Source organism: Virgibacillus aidingensis (assembly GCF_010994035.1).
Taxonomy (GTDB): Bacteria; Bacillota; Bacilli; order Bacillales; family Amphibacillaceae; genus Virgibacillus_N.
Genome location: NZ_WIXN01000002.1, coordinates 191,221 through 210,865 on the forward strand (window position 1 = coordinate 191,221; position 19,645 = coordinate 210,865).

The 19,645-nt window shown below is 44.1% G+C and carries 21 protein-coding genes and 1 pseudogene; 7 read left to right on the top strand and 15 right to left on the bottom strand.

Translation table 11 applies throughout. The features are described from left to right. Window positions 1–402: 402 nt before the first annotated feature. Window positions 403–999 carry a YesL family protein gene (locus tag GHD25_RS02760; protein WP_240452202.1) on the bottom strand — a complete coding sequence of 199 codons (597 nt, stop codon included), beginning with the start codon at window positions 997–999 and terminating at the stop codon, window positions 403–405. A 109-nt stretch (window positions 1,000–1,108) separates the two neighbouring features. Here GHD25_RS02760 and GHD25_RS02765 point away from each other — a divergent pair, with 109 nt between their 5' ends. The 6 genes from GHD25_RS02765 to GHD25_RS02790 all read left to right on the top strand — a co-directional run bounded on the left by GHD25_RS02765 (window position 1,109) and on the right by GHD25_RS02790 (window position 7,729). Further along, the gene (locus tag GHD25_RS02765; RefSeq protein ID WP_164214815.1) at window positions 1,109–2,095 is read left to right on the top strand and encodes a BadF/BadG/BcrA/BcrD ATPase family protein; all 987 of its coding nucleotides are present in this window, start codon (window positions 1,109–1,111) and stop codon (window positions 2,093–2,095) included. Continuing rightward, window positions 2,088–3,401 (top strand): 6-phospho-beta-glucosidase, encoded by a 1,314-nt coding sequence (locus GHD25_RS02770; RefSeq protein ID WP_164214816.1) that lies wholly within the window; start codon window positions 2,088–2,090, stop codon window positions 3,399–3,401. Before GHD25_RS02765 ends, GHD25_RS02770 begins: the two co-directional genes overlap by 8 nt. Before the next feature lie 35 nt (window positions 3,402–3,436). After that, window positions 3,437–4,759 carry an ABC transporter substrate-binding protein gene (locus GHD25_RS02775; protein WP_164214817.1) on the top strand — a complete coding sequence of 441 codons (1,323 nt, stop codon included), beginning with the start codon at window positions 3,437–3,439 and terminating at the stop codon, window positions 4,757–4,759. A gap of 136 nt (window positions 4,760–4,895) precedes the next feature. After that, entirely contained in the window at window positions 4,896–5,801 is a 906-nt protein-coding gene (locus GHD25_RS02780; RefSeq protein ID WP_164214818.1) for a carbohydrate ABC transporter permease, read from the top strand. 1 nt (window position 5,802) lies between these two features. Next, entirely contained in the window at window positions 5,803–6,639 is an 837-nt protein-coding gene (locus tag GHD25_RS02785) for a carbohydrate ABC transporter permease (RefSeq protein WP_164214819.1), read from the top strand. 79 nt (window positions 6,640–6,718) lie between these two features. After that, on the top strand, window positions 6,719–7,729 hold the full coding sequence (locus GHD25_RS02790) for a hypothetical protein (protein ID WP_164214820.1): 1,011 nt from the start codon (window positions 6,719–6,721) through the stop codon (window positions 7,727–7,729). A gap of 225 nt (window positions 7,730–7,954) precedes the next feature. Here GHD25_RS02790 and GHD25_RS02795 read toward each other — a convergent pair whose 3' ends face one another. Next, on the bottom strand, window positions 7,955–8,398 hold the full coding sequence (locus GHD25_RS02795; RefSeq protein ID WP_164214821.1) for a hypothetical protein: 444 nt from the start codon (window positions 8,396–8,398) through the stop codon (window positions 7,955–7,957). 395 nt (window positions 8,399–8,793) lie between these two features. Between GHD25_RS02795 and GHD25_RS02800 the strand changes: the two genes are divergently transcribed. After that, window positions 8,794–9,606: a nuclease-related domain-containing protein gene (locus GHD25_RS02800; protein ID WP_346426765.1), complete on the top strand. Its 813-nt coding sequence runs from the start codon at window positions 8,794–8,796 to the stop codon at window positions 9,604–9,606. 1,026 nt (window positions 9,607–10,632) lie between these two features. On the opposite strand, the gene mdh is transcribed toward GHD25_RS02800, so the two are convergent. The 13 genes and pseudogenes from mdh to eutL form a co-directional block, all read right to left on the bottom strand. Continuing rightward, window positions 10,633–11,580 carry a malate dehydrogenase gene (gene mdh / locus GHD25_RS02805; RefSeq protein ID WP_164214823.1) on the bottom strand — a complete coding sequence of 316 codons (948 nt, stop codon included), beginning with the start codon at window positions 11,578–11,580 and terminating at the stop codon, window positions 10,633–10,635. Between the two features lie 95 nt (window positions 11,581–11,675). Further along, window positions 11,676–11,954 carry a BMC domain-containing protein gene (locus GHD25_RS02810; protein ID WP_164214824.1) on the bottom strand — a complete coding sequence of 93 codons (279 nt, stop codon included), beginning with the start codon at window positions 11,952–11,954 and terminating at the stop codon, window positions 11,676–11,678. Between the two features lie 17 nt (window positions 11,955–11,971). Next, the gene (locus tag GHD25_RS02815; protein ID WP_240452195.1) at window positions 11,972–13,498 is read right to left on the bottom strand and encodes an aldehyde dehydrogenase family protein; all 1,527 of its coding nucleotides are present in this window, start codon (window positions 13,496–13,498) and stop codon (window positions 11,972–11,974) included. Window positions 13,499–13,533: 35 nt separating this feature from the next. Continuing rightward, entirely contained in the window at window positions 13,534–13,740 is a 207-nt protein-coding gene (locus GHD25_RS02820) for a hypothetical protein (protein ID WP_164214825.1), read from the bottom strand. A gap of 39 nt (window positions 13,741–13,779) precedes the next feature. Continuing rightward, on the bottom strand, window positions 13,780–14,298 hold the full coding sequence (locus tag GHD25_RS02825) for a EutP/PduV family microcompartment system protein (protein ID WP_164214826.1): 519 nt from the start codon (window positions 14,296–14,298) through the stop codon (window positions 13,780–13,782). An 18-nt stretch (window positions 14,299–14,316) separates the two neighbouring features. Beyond that, window positions 14,317–14,658 carry an ethanolamine utilization microcompartment protein EutS gene (gene eutS / locus GHD25_RS02830; RefSeq protein WP_164214827.1) on the bottom strand — a complete coding sequence of 114 codons (342 nt, stop codon included), beginning with the start codon at window positions 14,656–14,658 and terminating at the stop codon, window positions 14,317–14,319. Window positions 14,659–14,727: 69 nt separating this feature from the next. Further along, window positions 14,728–15,834, bottom strand: coding sequence for an ethanolamine utilization protein EutH (gene eutH / locus GHD25_RS02835; protein WP_164214828.1), 1,107 nt, complete (start codon window positions 15,832–15,834; stop codon window positions 14,728–14,730). A gap of 34 nt (window positions 15,835–15,868) precedes the next feature. Then, window positions 15,869–16,135 carry a EutN/CcmL family microcompartment protein gene (locus GHD25_RS02840; RefSeq protein ID WP_164214829.1) on the bottom strand — a complete coding sequence of 89 codons (267 nt, stop codon included), beginning with the start codon at window positions 16,133–16,135 and terminating at the stop codon, window positions 15,869–15,871. Window positions 16,136–16,368: 233 nt separating this feature from the next. Continuing rightward, a pseudogene (eutD, locus tag GHD25_RS02845) lies at window positions 16,369–17,007 on the bottom strand (ethanolamine utilization phosphate acetyltransferase EutD); the annotation flags it as partial. A 5-nt stretch (window positions 17,008–17,012) separates the two neighbouring features. After that, entirely contained in the window at window positions 17,013–17,798 is a 786-nt protein-coding gene (locus tag GHD25_RS02850) for a cobalamin adenosyltransferase (RefSeq protein WP_164214830.1), read from the bottom strand. Between the two features lie 88 nt (window positions 17,799–17,886). Further along, a complete protein-coding gene (locus tag GHD25_RS02855) occupies window positions 17,887–18,177 on the bottom strand; it encodes a BMC domain-containing protein (protein WP_164214831.1) in 291 nt (96 codons plus the stop codon). A 126-nt stretch (window positions 18,178–18,303) separates the two neighbouring features. Beyond that, window positions 18,304–18,951: a BMC domain-containing protein gene (locus tag GHD25_RS02860; RefSeq protein ID WP_164214832.1), complete on the bottom strand. Its 648-nt coding sequence runs from the start codon at window positions 18,949–18,951 to the stop codon at window positions 18,304–18,306. 3 nt (window positions 18,952–18,954) lie between these two features. Continuing rightward, on the bottom strand, window positions 18,955–19,608 hold the full coding sequence (gene eutL / locus GHD25_RS02865; protein ID WP_164214833.1) for an ethanolamine utilization microcompartment protein EutL: 654 nt from the start codon (window positions 19,606–19,608) through the stop codon (window positions 18,955–18,957). Between the last annotated feature and the right edge of the window lie 37 nt (window positions 19,609–19,645).

The following is a 19,645-nucleotide window of genomic DNA, read 5'->3' on the forward strand; positions in this document are numbered from 1 at the left end:
ATGACAGTCATTGCATGATCTTTTGCCTGAACCATTAACACACCAGGATTTATTCACTTCGCCATCCAGGTTTTAATATTCTGAAATTAAGTCGCATTTATATTTCCTGTTAATGATCCGATCCCTATATTATCCATGAAATAAAAAAATTCACCCTTACCCTTCACCACCTTACGCTTGTAAAATTCAGGATAATAATGTGAATTTCTAAGTTGTTTCCACTGTCAAATTGTATATAAAATTATAACATCACTTTATGGCGAAAAAAAGGTGAATCAGTAACATACTGGAAAAACAGTAATAAAGTATTAAAGATACATAGGACCTCCCGGAAATATCTTAGGAGAATAGTCCGGAAATCATAGTACTCTACCCTTTCTGAACATAAGCCATTCCGGCAGATCAATCCGCTTCCTGATTTAATTTTAATCCATGTAATTTGCTTAAAATGAAATAGACGGATACATACCCGATCAGTGACACCGTGCAAAGAAAGAACAAAATAGGCAAGTAGAATGACAACAGCAGAATGCATACAATAACAAGCATTACGGCTATAGACTTTAACGGCTGAAAAAAGACGAGCAGAAAGCTGTTTTTGAAGAGCTCCTTTCCATTAAATGTCATATGAACATGAACTGCAGTCAAATGAAGCAGAAACAGTATATATATCGTCAGCATCATGCTTACAGCTGCGAAAACAAGAAGCTCCAAAACGGAAGAACCGGAAATGAAATAATACTGGGACAGGCTGATGAAAATAATAATTAAAGGTATACCCGCCAGATTTGATCTCCAGAACTCCTTTTTAATTTCTTTAAAAAACCTGCGGATCAGGCTGTCAGACCCTCTAAAGAATTTTCCTCTTATACATGCGAATAAAGCAACAGTGGAAGGAATAATTGTAATAACAGGCAGACAGGCAGCCATCCAAAGAAACTGCAAAATAACTATACTTGTTATTTCATCCAATATTTTATAAAACCTGGAATCTATCACGGACAATTTCACACCACCCTATTAAAAAGTCATGACAAGTATATTCTGCCCATTGGGATTTCAGAACATCTATAAATAGTTTTACAAAATAATAGAAAGAGGTGAAGAAGTGTCCTACTATCTTGGCGTTGACGGAGGAGGAACAAAAACACTGGCAATCGTTACCGATGAATATGGCATGGTAATCGGGGTTGGGGCGGGTGGAAACAGCAACCACCAAATCAGCCGGGAAAATGCAGAGGCAGCATTAAAGAAAGCAACAGATGAAGCGCTCCTCTCTTCCGGGATAGAACAAAGCATGCTTTCCAGCTCCTGTTTTGGTCTGGCTGGAGCAGATACCACCCAAGACATTGTTATAATAAAATCCATCCTTCGCAAATTGGGATTTGAAAACTGCATGATTTACAATGACGGATTAATTGCCCTTAAAGCAGCAGATGCTTCCTTTTTTGGTATGACGCTTATTTGCGGAACAGCAACAAATGCGATCGGCAGAGATCATGAAGGAAATATTCATCAAGTGGGCGGGTTTGGTTATAATTTTGGGGATTTTGGCGGCGGACATCATTTATCCAAAGAAATTTTCAGACTGGTTATTCGCAGTGCAGAAGGCAGAGAGCCAAAAACATTGCTGTCAGACCTTGTCTTAAATGAACTCGGTTTTAAGCATATCAGTGAAATGTATGAATACTATCTTATAAACAAGAAAAGTATTCCTGTCCATTTGACGCCCCTGCTTTTTGAAGCAGGAGAGCAAGGTGATGAACCTGCCATACGTTTAATAGAAAAACAGGCAGCTGAACTCGTTTTATCCGCGGAAGCGCTGGCCGGGAAAATGAAGCTGTCAGCAAAACCGTTCACTTTAGTGCTGGCCGGCAGCGTCATCACCAAGTCAAAAAGGGATCTCATGTATCATGCCTTTTTGTCCAAGCTCCGTCATTCACATCTAAATGCAAATGTAACAAAGTTGAAAACAGAACCGGTCATCGGCTCGGCGTTACTGGCCATTGGGAAAAATGCCGATAATGGGAAAGTAAAACAACACCTGATGCAATCATTACACTCAGCTATGAAAGGCAGTGATTTGGATGGATAAAACGAAAATTGCCGTAATTGGCGGCGGCTCTTCGTATACGCCTGAACTAATAGAAGGATTAATTTCACATGCCACCCATCTCTCTTTGGAAGAAGTCTGGCTGTGTGACATTGAAGAAGGCAAAGAAAAAATGGATATTATTTATTATTTAGCGAATAGAATGGTGAAAAAGGCAGGCCGTCCTTTTAAAGTATTTGCCACTTTTGACAGAAGGAAGGCCATTGAAAATGCTGATTTTGTTATTACTCAGATTCGCGTTGGACAGCTGCAAATGAGAAAACAGGATGAATACATTCCGATCAGGCACGGCTTAATCGGCCAGGAAACAACCGGGGCAGGCGGCTTCATGAAAGCGCTCCGGACAATTCCTGTAATACTAGATATATGCAGGGACATAGAAGAACTGGCACCAGATGCATGGCTGCTTCACTTCACCAACCCTGCAGGCATTATTACGGAGGCATCATTAAAGTACAGCAATGTAAAAACGGTCGGCTTGTGCAATAACCCCATTAATTTTTATAAAACATTCGCTCAATACTACGGAGTATCCATGGATGCCGTCAGTATCGATTTTGCCGGGATTAACCATTTGAATTGGATTGTAGACTTTTTTATAAACGGTGAATCGAAATTGCAGGACGTGTTATCAGGCAGGAAAAAAACGTATCAGGCAGAAAATATTCCGGCTTTTGATTGGGATTCCGGATTTCTGCAAAGCCTGGGGGCAATCCCATCCGGATATCACCGTTATTATTACCAGAAAGATATGATCTTGCACAAACAAAAAGAAGAGCTCAAAAAAGGGACAACCCGGGCAGATGAGGTGATGAAGCTTGAGAAGGAGCTCTTTCAGACATATGCCGATACAAAACTGGAAGAAAAGCCGGAATCCTTGGAAAAAAGAGGGGGTGCTTTCTATTCGGAAGCGGCCGTAAATCTGATTACATCCATTTATTTAAACACAGGAAATATTCATACCGTCAATGTGCGAAACAATGGGGCTATTTCCTGCCTGCCTGATGATGCATGTGTGGAAGTGAATTGTATGGTGGAAAAACACCGTATTGTTCCTTTACAAGTGGAGGAGCGGAAGATTTCCCCGCAAATAAGAGGCCTTTTGCAGGCAGTCAATGCTTATGAGGAGCTGACAGTAGAGGCAGCTGTTCACGGTGACAGGGGGAAAGCCATCCAGGCCTTAACCCTGCACCCGCTGATCGGTTCGTTCGAAAAGGCGGACAGGGTGATGCATGACTTGTTTGAGGCGAACAAGCCTCATTTGAAAACTTTTTTCGAAGACAGTTAATTTAGGATGTTTATTATAAGAGGGGGTTTACATTTATGAAGAAATTATTGTTCTTTCTGCTGGCTGGCCTATTCGTTTTTGCCGCCTGCAGCAATGGAGAAGATACTGGTGCCGAATCCAAAAATGGGACTGATGACGATACGGAAGCAGGAAGCGATGAGGAAGTTACCTTGGATATTTTCAGCTGGCGGAGCGGGGATACAGAGGAATTTGACGAAATTATCGCTGCATTTAATGAGGAATATCCGGATATCCATATCAATTTTGAGCCTACTACTGCCCCGGAATATGATTCGGCATTAAACACACAGCTAAGTACAGGCACGGCTGCAGATATTTTCTTTGTTAGGCCCTTTGCCCTTGGGGAAAACATTTATGATGCAGGACATCTGGAAGTGATTACTGAGACGGACATTGAAAATCTTGCTGTAGTCGATGACATTCAAAAGGATATATATACATCCGGTGAAACAGATGAACTGTATGCATTGCCTTTTAATTTTGTTTCCTATGGTTTCCTCTATAATAAAACGATGTTTGAGGAAAATGGCTGGGAAGAACCGGAAACATGGGAGGAATTTTATGCACTTCTTGATGATATTAGCCAGGAAGGGGTGACCCCGCTGGCACTGGGCACGGCAGATGATTGGGTTGTGGATGAAATCGTCGGAAGCGGATTTTATCCGAGCTTTGTCGGCGGTGAAGCATGGAGAGAGGGACTGCTGGCCGGAGAAAATAGTTTAACAGATCCGGAGTATGTTGCTTTTCTGGAAAACCTTACCCGGTGGAGTGAATATATGCCGGATAACCTGGAAGGGATCGGTTATGTGGATGCGCTGCAAATGTTCATGGCGGAAAATGCCGCTATCTGGGTAACCGGTTCCTGGGCACTGACGGATCTGGATCAGGATGAAATTACATTTGATATTGATATGTTCGCTTCTCCCGTTGAAAACAGCGGGGATCAAAGATGGGTAGGCTTTAATGGCGGTGCCGGTCTTGGCATTAATGCAGCATCGGAGCACCAGGAGGAAGCAAGAATTTTTCTGAATTGGCTTATGAGTGAGGATGCGCAGGCTTTGACGCTGAACTTGCTGCCCGGCCAATTTCCTCCCGGCGATATTCCCGTGGACCAAATTGAAGATCCAACAAACAGGAAATGGCTGGAAGCCGGTGGAGAAAATAATGAGAATTATGCTGTCGGGCTGGCCTTTGAAGGTTTAAACGCAGGGGATCCGACGATGGGGACCCTCCAGATGGAAAACATATCCCAGGTTTTACAAGGAGCCTTGAGTCCGGAAGAGGCTGCGGAGAATATGCAGGAAGGCTTATCATCCTGGTATGAACCTTTTCAGTAAAGTTGGATAAAGTGCACTGCAGCAGGAACTGGCATTATCCGTCCATACATTAAAGGGGGAAAGGCTTGTTCGGTGATTAGCCGTCCCCCGGGGAATCAGCCCTACGCTGACATATTAGACTTAAAGGGGGAGCTCCATGAAATTCAGGAAGAAATTATTATGGTTTATTGTGCCGGCATTTTTAATTTATTCAGGATTTATGCTTATCCCCCTCATTTTGTCAATGAGAGTATCTTTTTATGAATTTTCCGGGATAGGAGACATGGCCTTTATCGGGTTTGATAACTTCTACCGCCTGCTTTTTGAAGCGCCTTACAATGAGCGGTTCTTTAATGCCGTGGGGAATACTTTTGAGTTTTTTGCCTATACGATGGTTTTTCAGAATGTGACGGCACTTTTATTGGCACTTGCCTTAACACGGGGATTGAAAATGACCGGCTTTTTCCGTACTGTCATTTTTATTCCGGTCACTTTATCGCTGCTGATGATCGGGTTTGTATGGTCCATCATGCTTAACCCGAATATTGGAGTGCTTAATGAAATACTGAGTGCGATTGGTTTGGAAAACTGGACACGTGCCTGGCTTGGTTCTGAATCCCTTGCGCTGCCGACTGTTGCCCTTGTGAACGCGTGGCAGTATACAGGGTTGATGGTGATGTTATTTGTTGCGGGTATCCAGAGCATTCCCGAGGAGCAGTTTGAATCTGCCAAAATTGACGGAGCCAACGCATGGAGCGTTTTTAAAGATATTATTTTGCCGCCGCTGGTGCCGGTCATTGGTATTGTCACAATCATGACGTATATGGGTGTTTTCAACCAATTTGACCTTGTTTATGCGATGGTAGGCTCCACGGGGGGACCAAATTATGCAGTCGATGTATTGGGGACATTTTTTTACCGGACCGCGTTTGGCGGAGCCGGCGGACAAATGCCGCAAATGGGGCTCGGGGCAACCATTGCCACAATGACGTTTCTGTTTATTGCCTTTGCCATTGGCGCATTTTTATACCTGTCCCATGTAAGAAAAAAGGGGGAAAACTGATATGGTTAAGGGAAAAAAAGACAGAGTGCTGGATTTGTTCGCTTACCTTTTGCTGATTATTGCAGCGATTGTCGTCATTTACCCCCTGTTTGTCATGATTATTACCTCCTTGAAAACAAATATGGAGGTGCTCGTCAATCCGTTTGGACTGCCGACTGAGCTTAATTTTGAAGGGTATAAGTATGTGCTCCGGACAGGGGACTTTCCGATATTTTTCCGAAACAGCATTTTTATTACCCTTGTTTCGTTGTTTGTCCTGCTGCTTGTAACGGTAATGGCAAGTTATCCTTTATCCAGATTCTCCTTCTTCGGAAACCGGATGGTATATTTCTATTTTATAATTGGTGCTATGCTTCCTACCAGACTGGCTACAGTAAATCTGTATCAGGTGATAAATGGTTTGGGGTTATTTGACACGCTTTGGGCCTTAATATTTATATACATTGCGATGACAATTCCTATTTCTGTATTTATCATCGCCGGGTTTATGGCTGAATTGCCCAGGGAGCTAGAGGAATCCGCCCATATGGACGGGGCATCCGACTCCCGGATTCTTTTTTCGATATGGGTTCCGCTTCTGCGGCCAGCCCTTGCGACGGTGGCAATTTTTAACTTTATTCCGATTTGGAATGAATTTTTCTTCCCGCTGATATTTATCAGCAGTGACCATTTAAAACCATTGCCGCTTGGTTTGGCAACTTTCTTTGGCCAGTATCAGTCTGACTGGCCGACAGCATTTGCTGCGCTGACGATCGCCATTCTGCCGCCGCTTATTTTCTATTTAATTGCTTCCAAACATTTTATCAAAGGGTTAACAGCTGGCGCGTTAAAAGGCTGAAAATCGGCGTTCCCGGAGGAGACCTTTCAATAAAAGATTTATCATTGGAGAAGCTGAAAAAATAATGGAGGTGAACGGCATGGCAACAATGGGTGTGAGCTATTTTGGCAACCGCATGATCCAGCATGTGGAAAGAGATTTAAAAGAGCTGAAAGCGAAGGGATTCACCGACATTTTGCACACTGTTTCCGAAAATGATTTAAAATTTTACCGGGGCACCATGGAGGAGATTATTCAGCTTTCCAAAGAGATCGGTTTTACTGTAACCGTCAGTCCATGGTCAATTGGTTTGGTATTTGGCGGGGAAGCATTTTCGGAATTTCATATTCATCACCCGGAAGCATGCCAGGTGACACAGGAAGGGAAAAGACTGCCGCAAGCTTGTTTTAATCACCCGGTTTTTCGCGGATTTATGAAGAAATGGGCGGATGCAGTCAGTGGGATGGGTGCAGATTATATTCTTTGGGATGAGCCCCATTGGGCCGGGCAAGGCGGCTGGTATTTTATCGGACAGAATGAATGGACCTGCCGGTGTGAGGCTTGCCGGGATTCTTTTATAAAAGCGTTTGGATGCGATATGCCTGCAGAATGGAATGAGGATATTGAACAATTTCGCAAGGATGTGATGATTGATTTTTTGGATGAGCTGTCCAAGTATGCATTTGGGCTTGGCGTGAAAAATATTGTTTGTTTTTTTCCAAACCGGGAGAAACTGATCGTTCCGCCCGAGTGGGAAAAGGCGGCGGGGCTTGAAGCCGTGGAGACATTTGCCACAGATCCTTACTGGGCGGGATCAAAGTTTGCAGCTGAAGAATTTGTTGATTTTTATGTTAAAGCAGCCATGGATATTGCGGGAAGGACAGGAACAAAGCCGCAGTTATATATCCAGAATTTCCGTATTCCTGGAGGGAAAGAAAGTGATATTTGCAGTGCAGTGGAAATTGGGTGGAAAAACGGGATAAGAGATTTTTATACCTGGGGATTTAATAGCTGTGCACACATGTCTTTTTTGCGCAGTGATCATCCGGAAAAGGCATTTAAAGCTTACTATGAAACGGTTTTAAGAAAAGTCGGATGTTCTATGGCTTAACTTTTTCTGTTGACGGCAAATAAGGAGGAGTATGGATATCGTTTCTGCTAAACACAGCTATCGCAAAAGCTTGGCAAATATTAATGCCGGCATTTATTTATCACCATGATACGGCTCTTAATTTTATATAGTCAAAACAAGCTGGTGTAACCATATTCCTCATTTCTCCTCTGGTTGATTTTTCCCTGTATCGGAATCATTTTTAATGGAGAATTTAAAAAAGCACTACTCCTTTACAATTAATTCAAAGGATTCTTCTTGTTCATCCCATCTCACATCGACATGAACGACCATATCCTCCCTCATCACCGCTCCTGAGCCCCCGCCTCTCGAAGTGAATTTCTTATCAGACACAGGTTCATCAAACGTAAACGAAGAACTTCCGCTACCCACTGTCCCTTTTTCATATTGATATTCCAGTTGCTCCATTGGTGCCAATTCTTCCAGATCTCCTTTATAGGTTAATGTAAATATATAGTCGCTCTCATTTGCATAGGTGTTTACATCATCGGCGTCCTTATCCCAAATTTCTTCTGCTTCGTACTCCAGTTCGGCCGACCAATATTCCCCTTCTCCTGTAAATAAATATTTATGTTCCGTAACTTCTCCATTGTCAGTACATGCACTTATGAATATGAAAAACAACAGCAATAAAATAACTTTTTTCATGAGCAAAACTCCTCCCCAGAAGATGTAGTTGACCTTTTTAACGATATCCAAGTTCGTTTACTTTGCTGCCCTGCTCTTGTGGAGCGCAGGCACCTGCTATCCAATTAAATTATCCTTTTTTTATCAAAATACCCGCCTCGAATAAGGTTATATCTGTGATTTACATGGGATGCCAAAATATTAATTAAATATTAACATTCAGTATGGATTAATAAAAGAGGTTAGAAGGTTTTTTAAATTGCGTTTTTCTAATTTTTGTGTATACTTAGGAGTTAGAAAGGAAGTGGAATATGCTATTATTTAAACCCCGAAAAAAATCCTCCGAGTTGCTCACTTTAGAATACCTCAATACCAGAATGAGCCTTTCACCAAAGGACAAGCATTATTATATATCCTTGAAAAAAGGATATGAGGGAGAAAAGAAATTTGATTTATGGACTGAAAATCTTCAATGTGAGTGCATCATATTAAATGATTTACTGCTAAAGGTAAATAACACGACTTTCCAAATTGATGCTTTAATCATCACAGCAGACAAAACGTACCTCTATGAAGTGAAAAACTTTGAGGGGGACTACATTTTTGACCCCCGGACAAATAAATTCTTTTTCATAAAATCTAAGCAGGAAATAATTAACCCTTTACATCAACTGGAAAGATGTGAATCCCTGCTGAATCAATTGCTGCCCAAGCATGGATTCAATACCCCCACGAAAGGGGCAGTGGTTTTTATCAATGATGAATTTACACTATATCAGGCCCCTCCTGACGAACCCATTATCTTTCTAAGTCAGCTTAAAAAACATTTCAAAAATCTGAATGCAATATCTGCTCCGTTAAGCAGGCACCACTTTTTATTAGCAGAAAAACTGCAATCCCTTCACATTACCGATCCGCCTTATAAACAAATTCCAGCTTACAATTATGAACAACTTCAAAAAGGGATTACCTGCCGGAAATGCCATTCATTTTCCATTCATATTAAAAGATTAAAAGCTGCATGTGAGGAATGTGGGCATGAGGAACTAATAGCTGAAGCAGTAATTCGGTCAGTAAGGGAATTCCAGCTGCTTTTCCCTGAAGAAAATATAACTTCCAATATTATTCATGATTGGTGCCGGGAAATTAAATTAAAAAAGACAATATCCAATATACTTTCTCAGCATTTTACAGCAAGAGGCAACAATCGTTGGATTTACTACGAATAATGTGGAGGACATGATACAGAAAAGAATGAATGCATTTGGAGGCATAAGTGAGAACGAACGGGATTTTTCTTTTTAACATTTGGGGAGATAACTATCGGGGCGGCCTTGATACTCGGTTGGGGCCTTGGCCACCCCGAGCAAGGCGGTCAGGGCGGTCATTGAGCACGTTGGGATCCTTGACCAACCCGAGCAAGGCGATCAGGGCGGTCTTGATTCTCGGTCGGGGCCTTGACCAACCCGAGAAGGGCTCTCAGGGTGGTCATGCGACTCAGTTGGAGCCTTGACCAACCCGAGAAGGGCGGTCAGGGCGGTCAGGCAGCTCGGTTGGAGCCTTGACCACTCCGAGAAAGATGATCAGGGTGGTCATGCGACTCAGTTGGAGCCTTGACCACTCCGAGAAAGATGATCAGGGTGGTCATGCGACTCAGTTGGAGCCTTGACCAACCCGAGCTAGACTGTCAGGGCGGCCTTGATACTCGGTCGGGGCCTTGACCACCCCGAGAAAGATGATCAGGGTGGTCATGCAGCTCGGTTGGAGCCTTGACCACCCCGAGCAAGGCGGTCAGGGTGGTCTTGATACTCGGTCGGGGCCTTGACCACCCCGAGAAGGGCTGTCAGGGTGGTCATGCAGCTCGGTTGGGGCCTTGGCCACCCCGAGAAAGATGATCAGGGTGGTCATGCGACTCAGTTGGGGCCTTGACCACCCCGAGAAAGACTCTCAGGGTGGTCATGCTGCTCGGTTGGAGCCTTGACCACCCCGAGCAAGGCGATCAGGGTGGTCTTGCTAATCGGTTGGATTCTTGACCGCCCCGAGCAAGACGATCAGGGTGGTCACTAAAATCTTTCGGACCCTTGGCCACCCCGGGCAAGGCGATCAGGGTGGTCATCGGACAACTTCCGCGGCTTCACATACCAGAGAAAGCTTACTGCCGGCACCCCTTTAACTACTGACTAAAAAAGCAAGCATGGAAAGCTGTAAATCTCCATGCTTGCTTATTATATAATCCATTAAATATCCAATTAGCATTAACCCAACGATAGCTTACTGATCACATTCTTTACATCATCAGCGGATCGATCGAGCTGCTGCTGTTCATCCTCGGTCAATGGAAGTTCTATAACACTTTCAATTCCGCCTGCACCAAGGATGGTTGGGACGCCCAGATAGATATCTTGATAACCGTATTCACCTTCCAGGTAGGCAATGGACGGAAGGATCCGCTTTTTATCATACACAATTGCTTCTGCCATTTCCACCAGGGATGCGGCTGGAGCGTAATAGGCACTGCCATTGCCGAGCAGATTGACGATTTCTCCCCCGCCTTTGCGGGTCCGTTCTACGATCGCATCCACTTTTTCTTCAGGCAGTAAATTGCTGATCGGAATGCCGCCTGCGTTGGAGTAGCGGATGAGCGGGACCATGCTGTCGCCATGGCCGCCAAGTACAAATCCGGTCACGTCTTCAGCTGCAATGTTCAGTTCCTGGGCTACAAACGTGTTAAAACGGGCTGTATCCAATACACCGGATTGTCCGATGACCCGGTTTTTCGGAAATCCTGTTGTTTTAAAACATGTATAGGTCATCGCATCCACCGGGTTGCTTAATACAAGAATATAGCTTTCCGGTGCATACTTTACAATTTTTTGCGATACATCCTTCATAATATCGGAGTTTATCGCAACAAGATCATCCCGGCTCATGCCAGGTTTTCTGGCAACGCCTGCGGTAATGATGACCATGTCGGCATCTTTAATATCTGCATAATCCGAGGTGCCAACTACATTGCCGTTAAATTTTTCCACGGGGCCAGCCTCGAGCATATCGAGCGCCTTCCCTTTTGTCGGGTTTTCCTGGTCGGGAATATCGACCAGTACGACATCACCCATTTCCTTTTGTGCGAGTAAAAATGCTGTAGTCGTGCCGGTAAACCCTGCGCCAATTACTGCAAATTTTCTTCTCTTAAAAATGGACATGCTTCTCCTCCTTTTTAATTCCTGGCCGGGAGTGCATGCTGCAGCCCCGGCTTTCCAGCTTTTTTACTTTCTTACCGGTGTCATCTTACCAAAAATTACTCAGGGAGGATACTGCCCAATTCGTTGTGAGGACGAGGAATGACATGGACAGATACCAGTTCTCCGACACGGCGGGCTGCTTCACTGCCTGCTTCTGTTGCTGCTTTTACTGCTCCCACATCTCCACTGACAAGTACAGTTACCAGTCCTGCGCCAATTTGTTCTTTGCCGATTAAATTCACATTTGCTGCCTTTACCATGGCGTCTGCTGCTTCGATAGATCCTACCAACCCTTTTGTTTCCACCATTCCTAAAGCACCATTTACGTTAGCCATTTAAAATTCCTCCTTAATTATTGGTTTTGGTATTCCCTTAATACCTGTTTTACAAGCATTTCTATTTTATTTGTATCAATTGCTTCATTGCCAGCTGCACTGGAGTTAATAAATGCATCTTTTACCATGCTGTTCAGGTTATTTATTTGCCCTGAATTTGTCCTGCTGCCACTTCCCGGCTTGGGCACCTCAACATCCTTAATGGCGTGAGCCACTCTTTTTACGTTAATCAAGTGACGGGCAGTGATATTGTCGGAGCTGATATTTCCTCCGTAACCGCCGCAGCCGAGTGTCATAGAAGGAGCAAGCCCAGTTGTGGCACCTACTGCCCCAATGGAAGACAAGGTATTTACAAGGACACGGGAAACCGGCACTACAGCGCTGAATTCCTCTACGACCTTGTCATCATGCGTATGAAGGGCAAAGCTGTGCCCTCTTCCTCCAAGGTTCAGCAGTTCCAGTGATCTTGCTTTTGCATCTTCCTGTGTATTTGCTGTATACATTGCAAATACCGGTGCGAGTTTTTCCAGAGAGAAAGGAACTTCCTTCCCAACCTGGTCTTCTTCCGCAATGAGCAGCCTGGTGTCTGACGGCACACTGACTCCGGCCATTTTTGCAATGTTTACTGCTGCTTTACCTACGATGTCAGGATTAATTTTCCCGGCTCCCGGAGAAATAACCTTCTCCATCTTCTCTTTTTCTTCCTTATTCAGGAAATAAGAGCCATTATTTTTAAATTCCCGGACTGCCGTGTCTTTAATGCTGCTGTCTACGATAATGGCTTGCTCTGTGGCACAGATCGTTCCATTATCAAATGTTTTACTGTCTACAATCATTTTCACCGATTTTTTCACATCAGCCGACTTTTCGATATATACAGGGACATTTCCCGGACCGACGCCATAAGCAGGTTTGCCGGAACTGTAAGCAGCTTTTACCAGTCCGCCTCCCCCGGTGGATAAAATGAGATCCACATCTCTATGGGTCATTAATTGGTTCGTTGCTTCCATGCTCGGCTCAGTGATCCAGCCGATCAGCCCATCCGGAGCCCCTGCATCAATGGCTGCCTGCCTGCAGACTTTCAGTGTTTCAACAGTACATCTTTTTGCACGCGGATGAGGGCTTACTACAATGGCATTCCCCGCTTTCAGGGAAATGATTGTTTTAAACATAGCAGTTGAAGTCGGGTTCGTTGTTGGAATAATGGCCGCGATGACACCAAATGGATAAGCGATTTCTTTCACCTTGTTTGTCGTGTCTTCATTAATGACCCCAACCGTCTTCTCATTTTTTATGGAATTGTACACATCCATCGAGCCGACATGGTTTTTCATTACTTTATGCTCCACTACGCCCATACCCGTTTCCTCAACAGCAAGCTTAGCTAATTCCTGTGACTTGTTATAAGCAGCCTTAGCTACGGCTTCTACAATGGAATCAATTTTCCACTGGGAAAACTGCATGAATTCTTCCTGGGCTTCTTTTGCTTTTTGTACCGCGTCTCTCATTTCCTGTACGGATAGTAAATCCTTGTCTAATTTCAAATCAAATGCTCCTTTCTGCACACTTTATTAAATTCCTATACATAAGGAGAAAACGTTACGATGCTTTTTCCGTTTTCCGGCTTTTCTGCCTTCACATGTGTCAGGACAACTGGATCAGGCAGCGGGCTTTTATGAGGCCAGATTTTCACAGCTTGCTGATTGGAAAAAATCCCGTTTCCTTTCATTTCTTCGAGTGAGGAAATTACCATTCTCGTTACCTTCTCCACAAATTCCTTGTCCATGTATACACCTCCAACCTCTCTAAAGCTGAGGGAGAAATCTTATCTGACTGTTTCATGAAAGATGATATGTTCAGCATCAGTATCTTCCGCATACTCTTTCATTTCCCTCATGGAATTTAGTCTGACCAGATCCAAAATGCTGCTGATGCCCTGTCCCGTGTAAGCCGATGTGATAACAATCGGTCCGCTAACCATCGCCTTTTTCAATAACCAGACAGCCCTGTCAATATCCGCATTTTCGTGATCTGCTTTTGTCACCGCCCCGATGGATAACTTGTTGATGCCAGAGCTGAAACCCGGCGCAAATATTGATTTTTCATTAGTGGCATCCTGGACAAACAGCACATGGGTAATTTCCATGGAAGTTGCCATAATGCTCCTGTAGTGAAGCGGGTTTTCCGTATATTCCCCCGGTGTATCCACAATCCAGTCAACATAGTTTAAGGATTGCGTCTTTACTTTACTGGGCTTCCGATCATTGCCCAATAATGCATCCGTCAGGGTTGTTTTTCCTGCATCAATCCCTCCAAGAATCATGGCTCGGTTTTTTTTCTGCATTACCAGCCCTCCATTCCATCAGGATTTCGTTATATTCGCCGGGGTAAACGAGAGCACTTCTTTTAAAAATTCATTTACTTCCTGAAGCGCTGTTTCTACTTCGGAAACAGTTCCTACAAGTACCAGGCTGCCGGTAAAACGATCCAAAAAGCCTATACTTACGTTTGCCGCCTTTGTTGCACGGTCTCCTGCTATAATGACTGATTCACTCGGAGTAAGAGTGAGCACGCCCAGTGCCCCGGCCTGCTGTACACCTAATTTTTCAAACATATCTTCATCAGGGTTTGCAATTAAATGGCTTAAAGTAATCTGTTTGCCTGGGACAAACTCCTGTATAAACCGTTTTTTATCTTCCTCCATAATTAATCACTACTTTCCTTACAACTGATTGAAGGGTATCCTCGATTCATTTCGATTCAGCCCAAATATTTATCGAACTGCAGGCTTTTTATCTGCCTTTCCCAAAATCATATTTGCAATAAGGATTGCAATGAACACCGCAGCTATACCGCCAACAAGCTTACCGGCAATCATAGGAAAAATCATATCCCTGGCGACACCTGCGGCAAATCCCAAATGATCTCCAAGTACGAAGGCAGCCGGAACTGAAAAAGCTACGTTAATAATTTTTCCGCGATTATCCATATCCTTCATCAGATTGAACATGGCAATATTGTTTGCAAGTGTTGCTACCATTCCTGCCGCGGAAACCTCATTCATTCCAAGAAGTTTGCCGACGCGCATTAATGGCTTTTTGAAAACTCTTGTGATTACTTCCACCATTACAAATGCACCTGCCAGTACAATGGCAATACTTCCCACAACTTCAATACCATCTGAAAGAGGCGCAATTCCGGGAATAACTGTAATTCCTGTAAGGACATCAATAATACCTATAGCCAGGCCACCGGTTGCCACGACAACGACACCATGACCAAAGACCGTAAATCCTCTAATCATTTTTTCCGGAATTTTCCATAACCCCAGGATCACAAGTGCAGCCAGGATGAATATTGGAATCAGGTTGGTTATAACCATGCCAAAGGAATAGCCTGCAACCAATCCGCCGACGATGGCTCCAACGGGAATAGCGATAAATCCGGCAAGCATTCCTGTAGCCAGGTAACGCTGATCTTCTTTTCTGATAATCCCCAGTGATACAGGAATAGAGAATACAATGGTTGCCCCCATCATGGCTCCAAGTATTACCCCTGAAAACATAGCTGCATCATCATTAAGCGCCATTTCCTGTGCCAATTGCAGACCACCCATGTCTATGGCCAAGAGGCTACCGGCAAACATGGCCGGATCTGCTCCAAGCGCTGTATAAACAGGAACAATAACCGGGCTTAACACATCGGCAATTACCGGGGCCATGACGATAATCCCAATCATAGCCAATGCCAGGGAACCCATGGCCATCAGACCTTCATCAAAATGCTGGCCCAGACCAAGCTTGTTTTTAAACATTTTATCTATTGCACCAATGATCATGAAAATGACCATGATATAAATTACTATTTCATTTATTCCCATACCTTTTCCTCCTAGTCCTGAAAGATGAAAATACTCAATCCTCCTTGATATCTATAGAATCAACGACACCGACAATGACGGAATCGACGGGAATCCTTTCCCTGCCGAAAGCACTCCTTGCACTGCTTCCCTTTGTTACAAGCACGGTATCGCCGACGCCGGCGCTTGCTGTATCGGCAGCTACAAAGGAAGCCCTTAAATCATCCGTGTATTTTGGCCGGACAACAAGGAGTTTCAGCCCGTTCAGTTTTTCATCCTTGCGAGTGGCCCATACTGAGCCAATTACATCCCCAATTATCATCCCTTATTCTCCTCACGTCTTAATATTTCCAATTTATGCTTGCGTACATAATCATTAGCAAGAGGGGTGATGATGCTGCCGGCAGGGATTTTTACTTTCGTGATTTGTTGTAAAAATAGTTTTTGCAAATCATTTTCCGTAATAATCTTTTGGTTTAGCTCTGTCATCTTTCCCAGCTCGGTTTCTGCTGGAGTATGCTGTAATGGTGCTGCTTTCCGGCTCCCGCCCGGTTGGCTGCCAGGCGATTTTTTTATGATTTTTCCCAGGACACCTTTCCTAAAGCCGCATGCATTTGCTTCATCAAAGTCGATATGCATGTATGTCCTGTAGTTAGGATGAATGCGAATAACTACTTCATCAAAAGTCAATGATCGCTCACCGAAAACTTTTACCTGCACGAGTTCCTTATTCTCCACTTGAAGTATTTCTGCATCCTCGGGAGAAACATGGATATGCCGTTTTGCAACAATTAGCCCTTTATCCAGTTCCAGCTGGCGGTCATTGTGAATTAATGTAATCCCTGGCGTTCCTTCTATATCTCCGCTTTCCCTGACAGGGATCTGCTTGCCCAAAGCGACTGCATCTGTCAATGACACTTCCACCTGGGATGCTTTTCGCTCAGGTCCCAGAATAACAACATTTTCGAGTTTTCCTTTTGGTCCGGCGACTGTAATTCGCTCTTTGCAGGCAAATTGTCCAGGCTGGGAAAGTGGTTTTGCTTTCGTCAGCTCGTATCCTTCACCGAATAAAAAATCGATGGCTTCCCTGCTTAAGTGAACATGTCTGCCGGATGCCTCCACTTCCACGAAAGACTCTTCCAGCATGACTTTTTTTACCGTGTTGGTGATCGTTTCTGCAAGAAGCTGGTTCAAGCCCCTCACCTCCTTTTTTCCGCTTTATAATGGCCTGCCCTGAATTTCACCATCAAACAATAGCAAAGGGAGGACAATCGGTTTAATGCCAAAATAATATCGTCCCTGGCTGTGGTGCCATCTTCTTTTTTAAAAGCCTGATAAGCTGCCAGTTCAGTCTCCCTCACTGCTGTCCGTACAGCGTTTAAGGCAACAATTCCTGCTCCCATTTGAAAATCCGGTGTAAAATCTCCGATGCCAAAATACTTTTCCGGATGATGGGACATTTCTCGGATCTCCTTTTCATCCATATGGAGCAGCCGGAATTCACCAAGATCTTCTTCCAGTACTTCTGCACGAAGAATTTCCCGTACAAATCCCAATACTTCTGATAAGTCATCCGCCAGGCTGGAATAGTTATTCTCTGCTATATTCCACTGTGCTTCGATCATCTTCGCTTCGAGTGAATCAAGCTTGCCGCGAAAAATAATCCGTGGATGATCCTTGTAAACGAGCAGGTTGGAATGAAGTGCAGTCATGTGCTCCGGTTTTTCATCCAGATATCCGCCTTGTATCACTCGGTATTTCATGGGAGAATCACTTTTTTTCGGCTGCTCATATACTGTTGCTTCAGCAGCTTTATTTTCCTCTGCCTTATTTTTTTCTACAAATGTAAAATCAATTCTTTTTTCCTGAAGATAGCTTTTCGCAGAAGGGGTTAATATGGTTCCCATAGGAAGCTCTAAAACAGGTTCATTTAATTGTTTATTCAAAAACCGGCTTCGCAGCAGGCTTTCTGTCAGCACAGCCATGGCTTCACTTCCTTTCCCCGCAATCCTTGAGGGAAAAATAAGATAGAGGTAAACGTGTTGCCTCTATCTTATTTTCCTGCATTGGTGATTACTCAGTTTCGCCCGACTGTTTTGGCAGAATGGCACCTACTTCAGTATGCGGACGCGGGATAACATGTACGGAAATCAATTCGCCTACTCGGTCTGCCGCTGCTGCTCCTGCGTCTGTAGCAGCTTTAACTGCACCTACGTCTCCACTTACAAGTACTGTTACGAGTCCCGCACCAATCTGCTCTTTTCCAATCAGTGTAACGTTTGCTGCTTTCACCATTGCATCTGCTGCTTCTATAGAACCTACTAATCCTTTTGTTTCCACCATTCCCAATGCATTCGTTGCCATTATAAATTCCTCCTTAAAATAGTTATAAAATTTATATGATTTGATATTAATACCTGGTTAACAATCTTATTACAGCTGGTTTCAGCGCTCCCGGGAATCACACCGGGAGCAGCAGATGTAAGCTCCTTAACCTTTTACTTCATTATCATACATTCCATCATCATCGATGAGGCTGCTGATCAGTTCTGCCTTCCTTGCATACTTAATATTCTTTGTATTTGCAGGCATTACATCCCTTTCCCGGGCAAGCTGACGCAATTTACTTACTGTCATTTTTTCAAGGTCTTTCCGATAAAGGACTGGTGCTTTCTTCCCCTGCTCAGGATCAGGTGTATCCTCTGCGGCATGGTCATCAACCTGCACATCGTCTTTTTCCAAGGCTTCAGGAGCTTCCTCCCTTACCACGATTTCCTTCTCACCTTCTGCCTGTTCTCCGGACTGATTTTTAGGTTCGGCCTGCTCGGACAACTTTTCCGGGTCATCCTGGTCTGATTGCTGCGGCAATTTTTCGATCAGCTGATGTGTTTCCCTGTGCATTCTCGGAATCACATGGCTGGATATCAATGTACCAAATGGCTCCACTGCTGCAGTTCCAGAATCCACAGCAGCCCTGACTGCTGCAACATCACCAATCAGTTTTACCGTGACGTACCCGCCTTTGATTATTTCCACATCAATCAAGTTAACATCTGCCGCTTTTAAAGCCGTATCTGCAGCAACAATGGAACTGAGGTAACTTCTATTTTCGATTAATCCAAGTGCTTCCATAAACATCACCTAGTATCCCTTCGGATTATCCGCGACATGGTTTACGGCTGCTGCAAAAGCATCACAGGCAGCTTTAGCTGCTGATTGACTTCCTGTCAAGAGGGCTCCACCATAGTTTGTTTCAGAAGGCGGGCCATAAAAAGTAACAAGCTTTACATCTGCTGCTTTCAAGGCTGCATCCAGGGCATAAACAGCTTCGATCGGCGGTGCGATCAGATAAGCCAGCGCTTCCCCTTCCCGGATGTTTGCTTCTTTGGAAAGAAACGTACCTGTTCTTGAAATGAGATGGGCAAAATAATTAATGGAATCATCCTCATTTGCACTTACAAAAAACGCATCATTTTCTATATAGCTGATTGCTGCATCCAGCCCGCTTCTTACCTCTTCCGGATTATCCCCGGCTAACACACCGATTACTTCGCCGGTAAGTTTTGTCGCAGCATTATCTGCACCGGCATACATGGATTCGGCATACACCACTTCCACATCCGCTTTCTTTGTCGCTTCATCCAGACCGGCGTACACGACATCATCTATATCCCCTGTGATGATGCCTAAGCTTCTTTGGCTGGAGTTAAGCTTGAATTCCTTTGCCAGATCGGGACTGACATTGGAGATCAGCTTTACTCCCAGTACCTCAGCATAGATTCGATCGTGCTTCATCTTCTTTCCTCCATTCCTCTGAATAATATATTAAAAG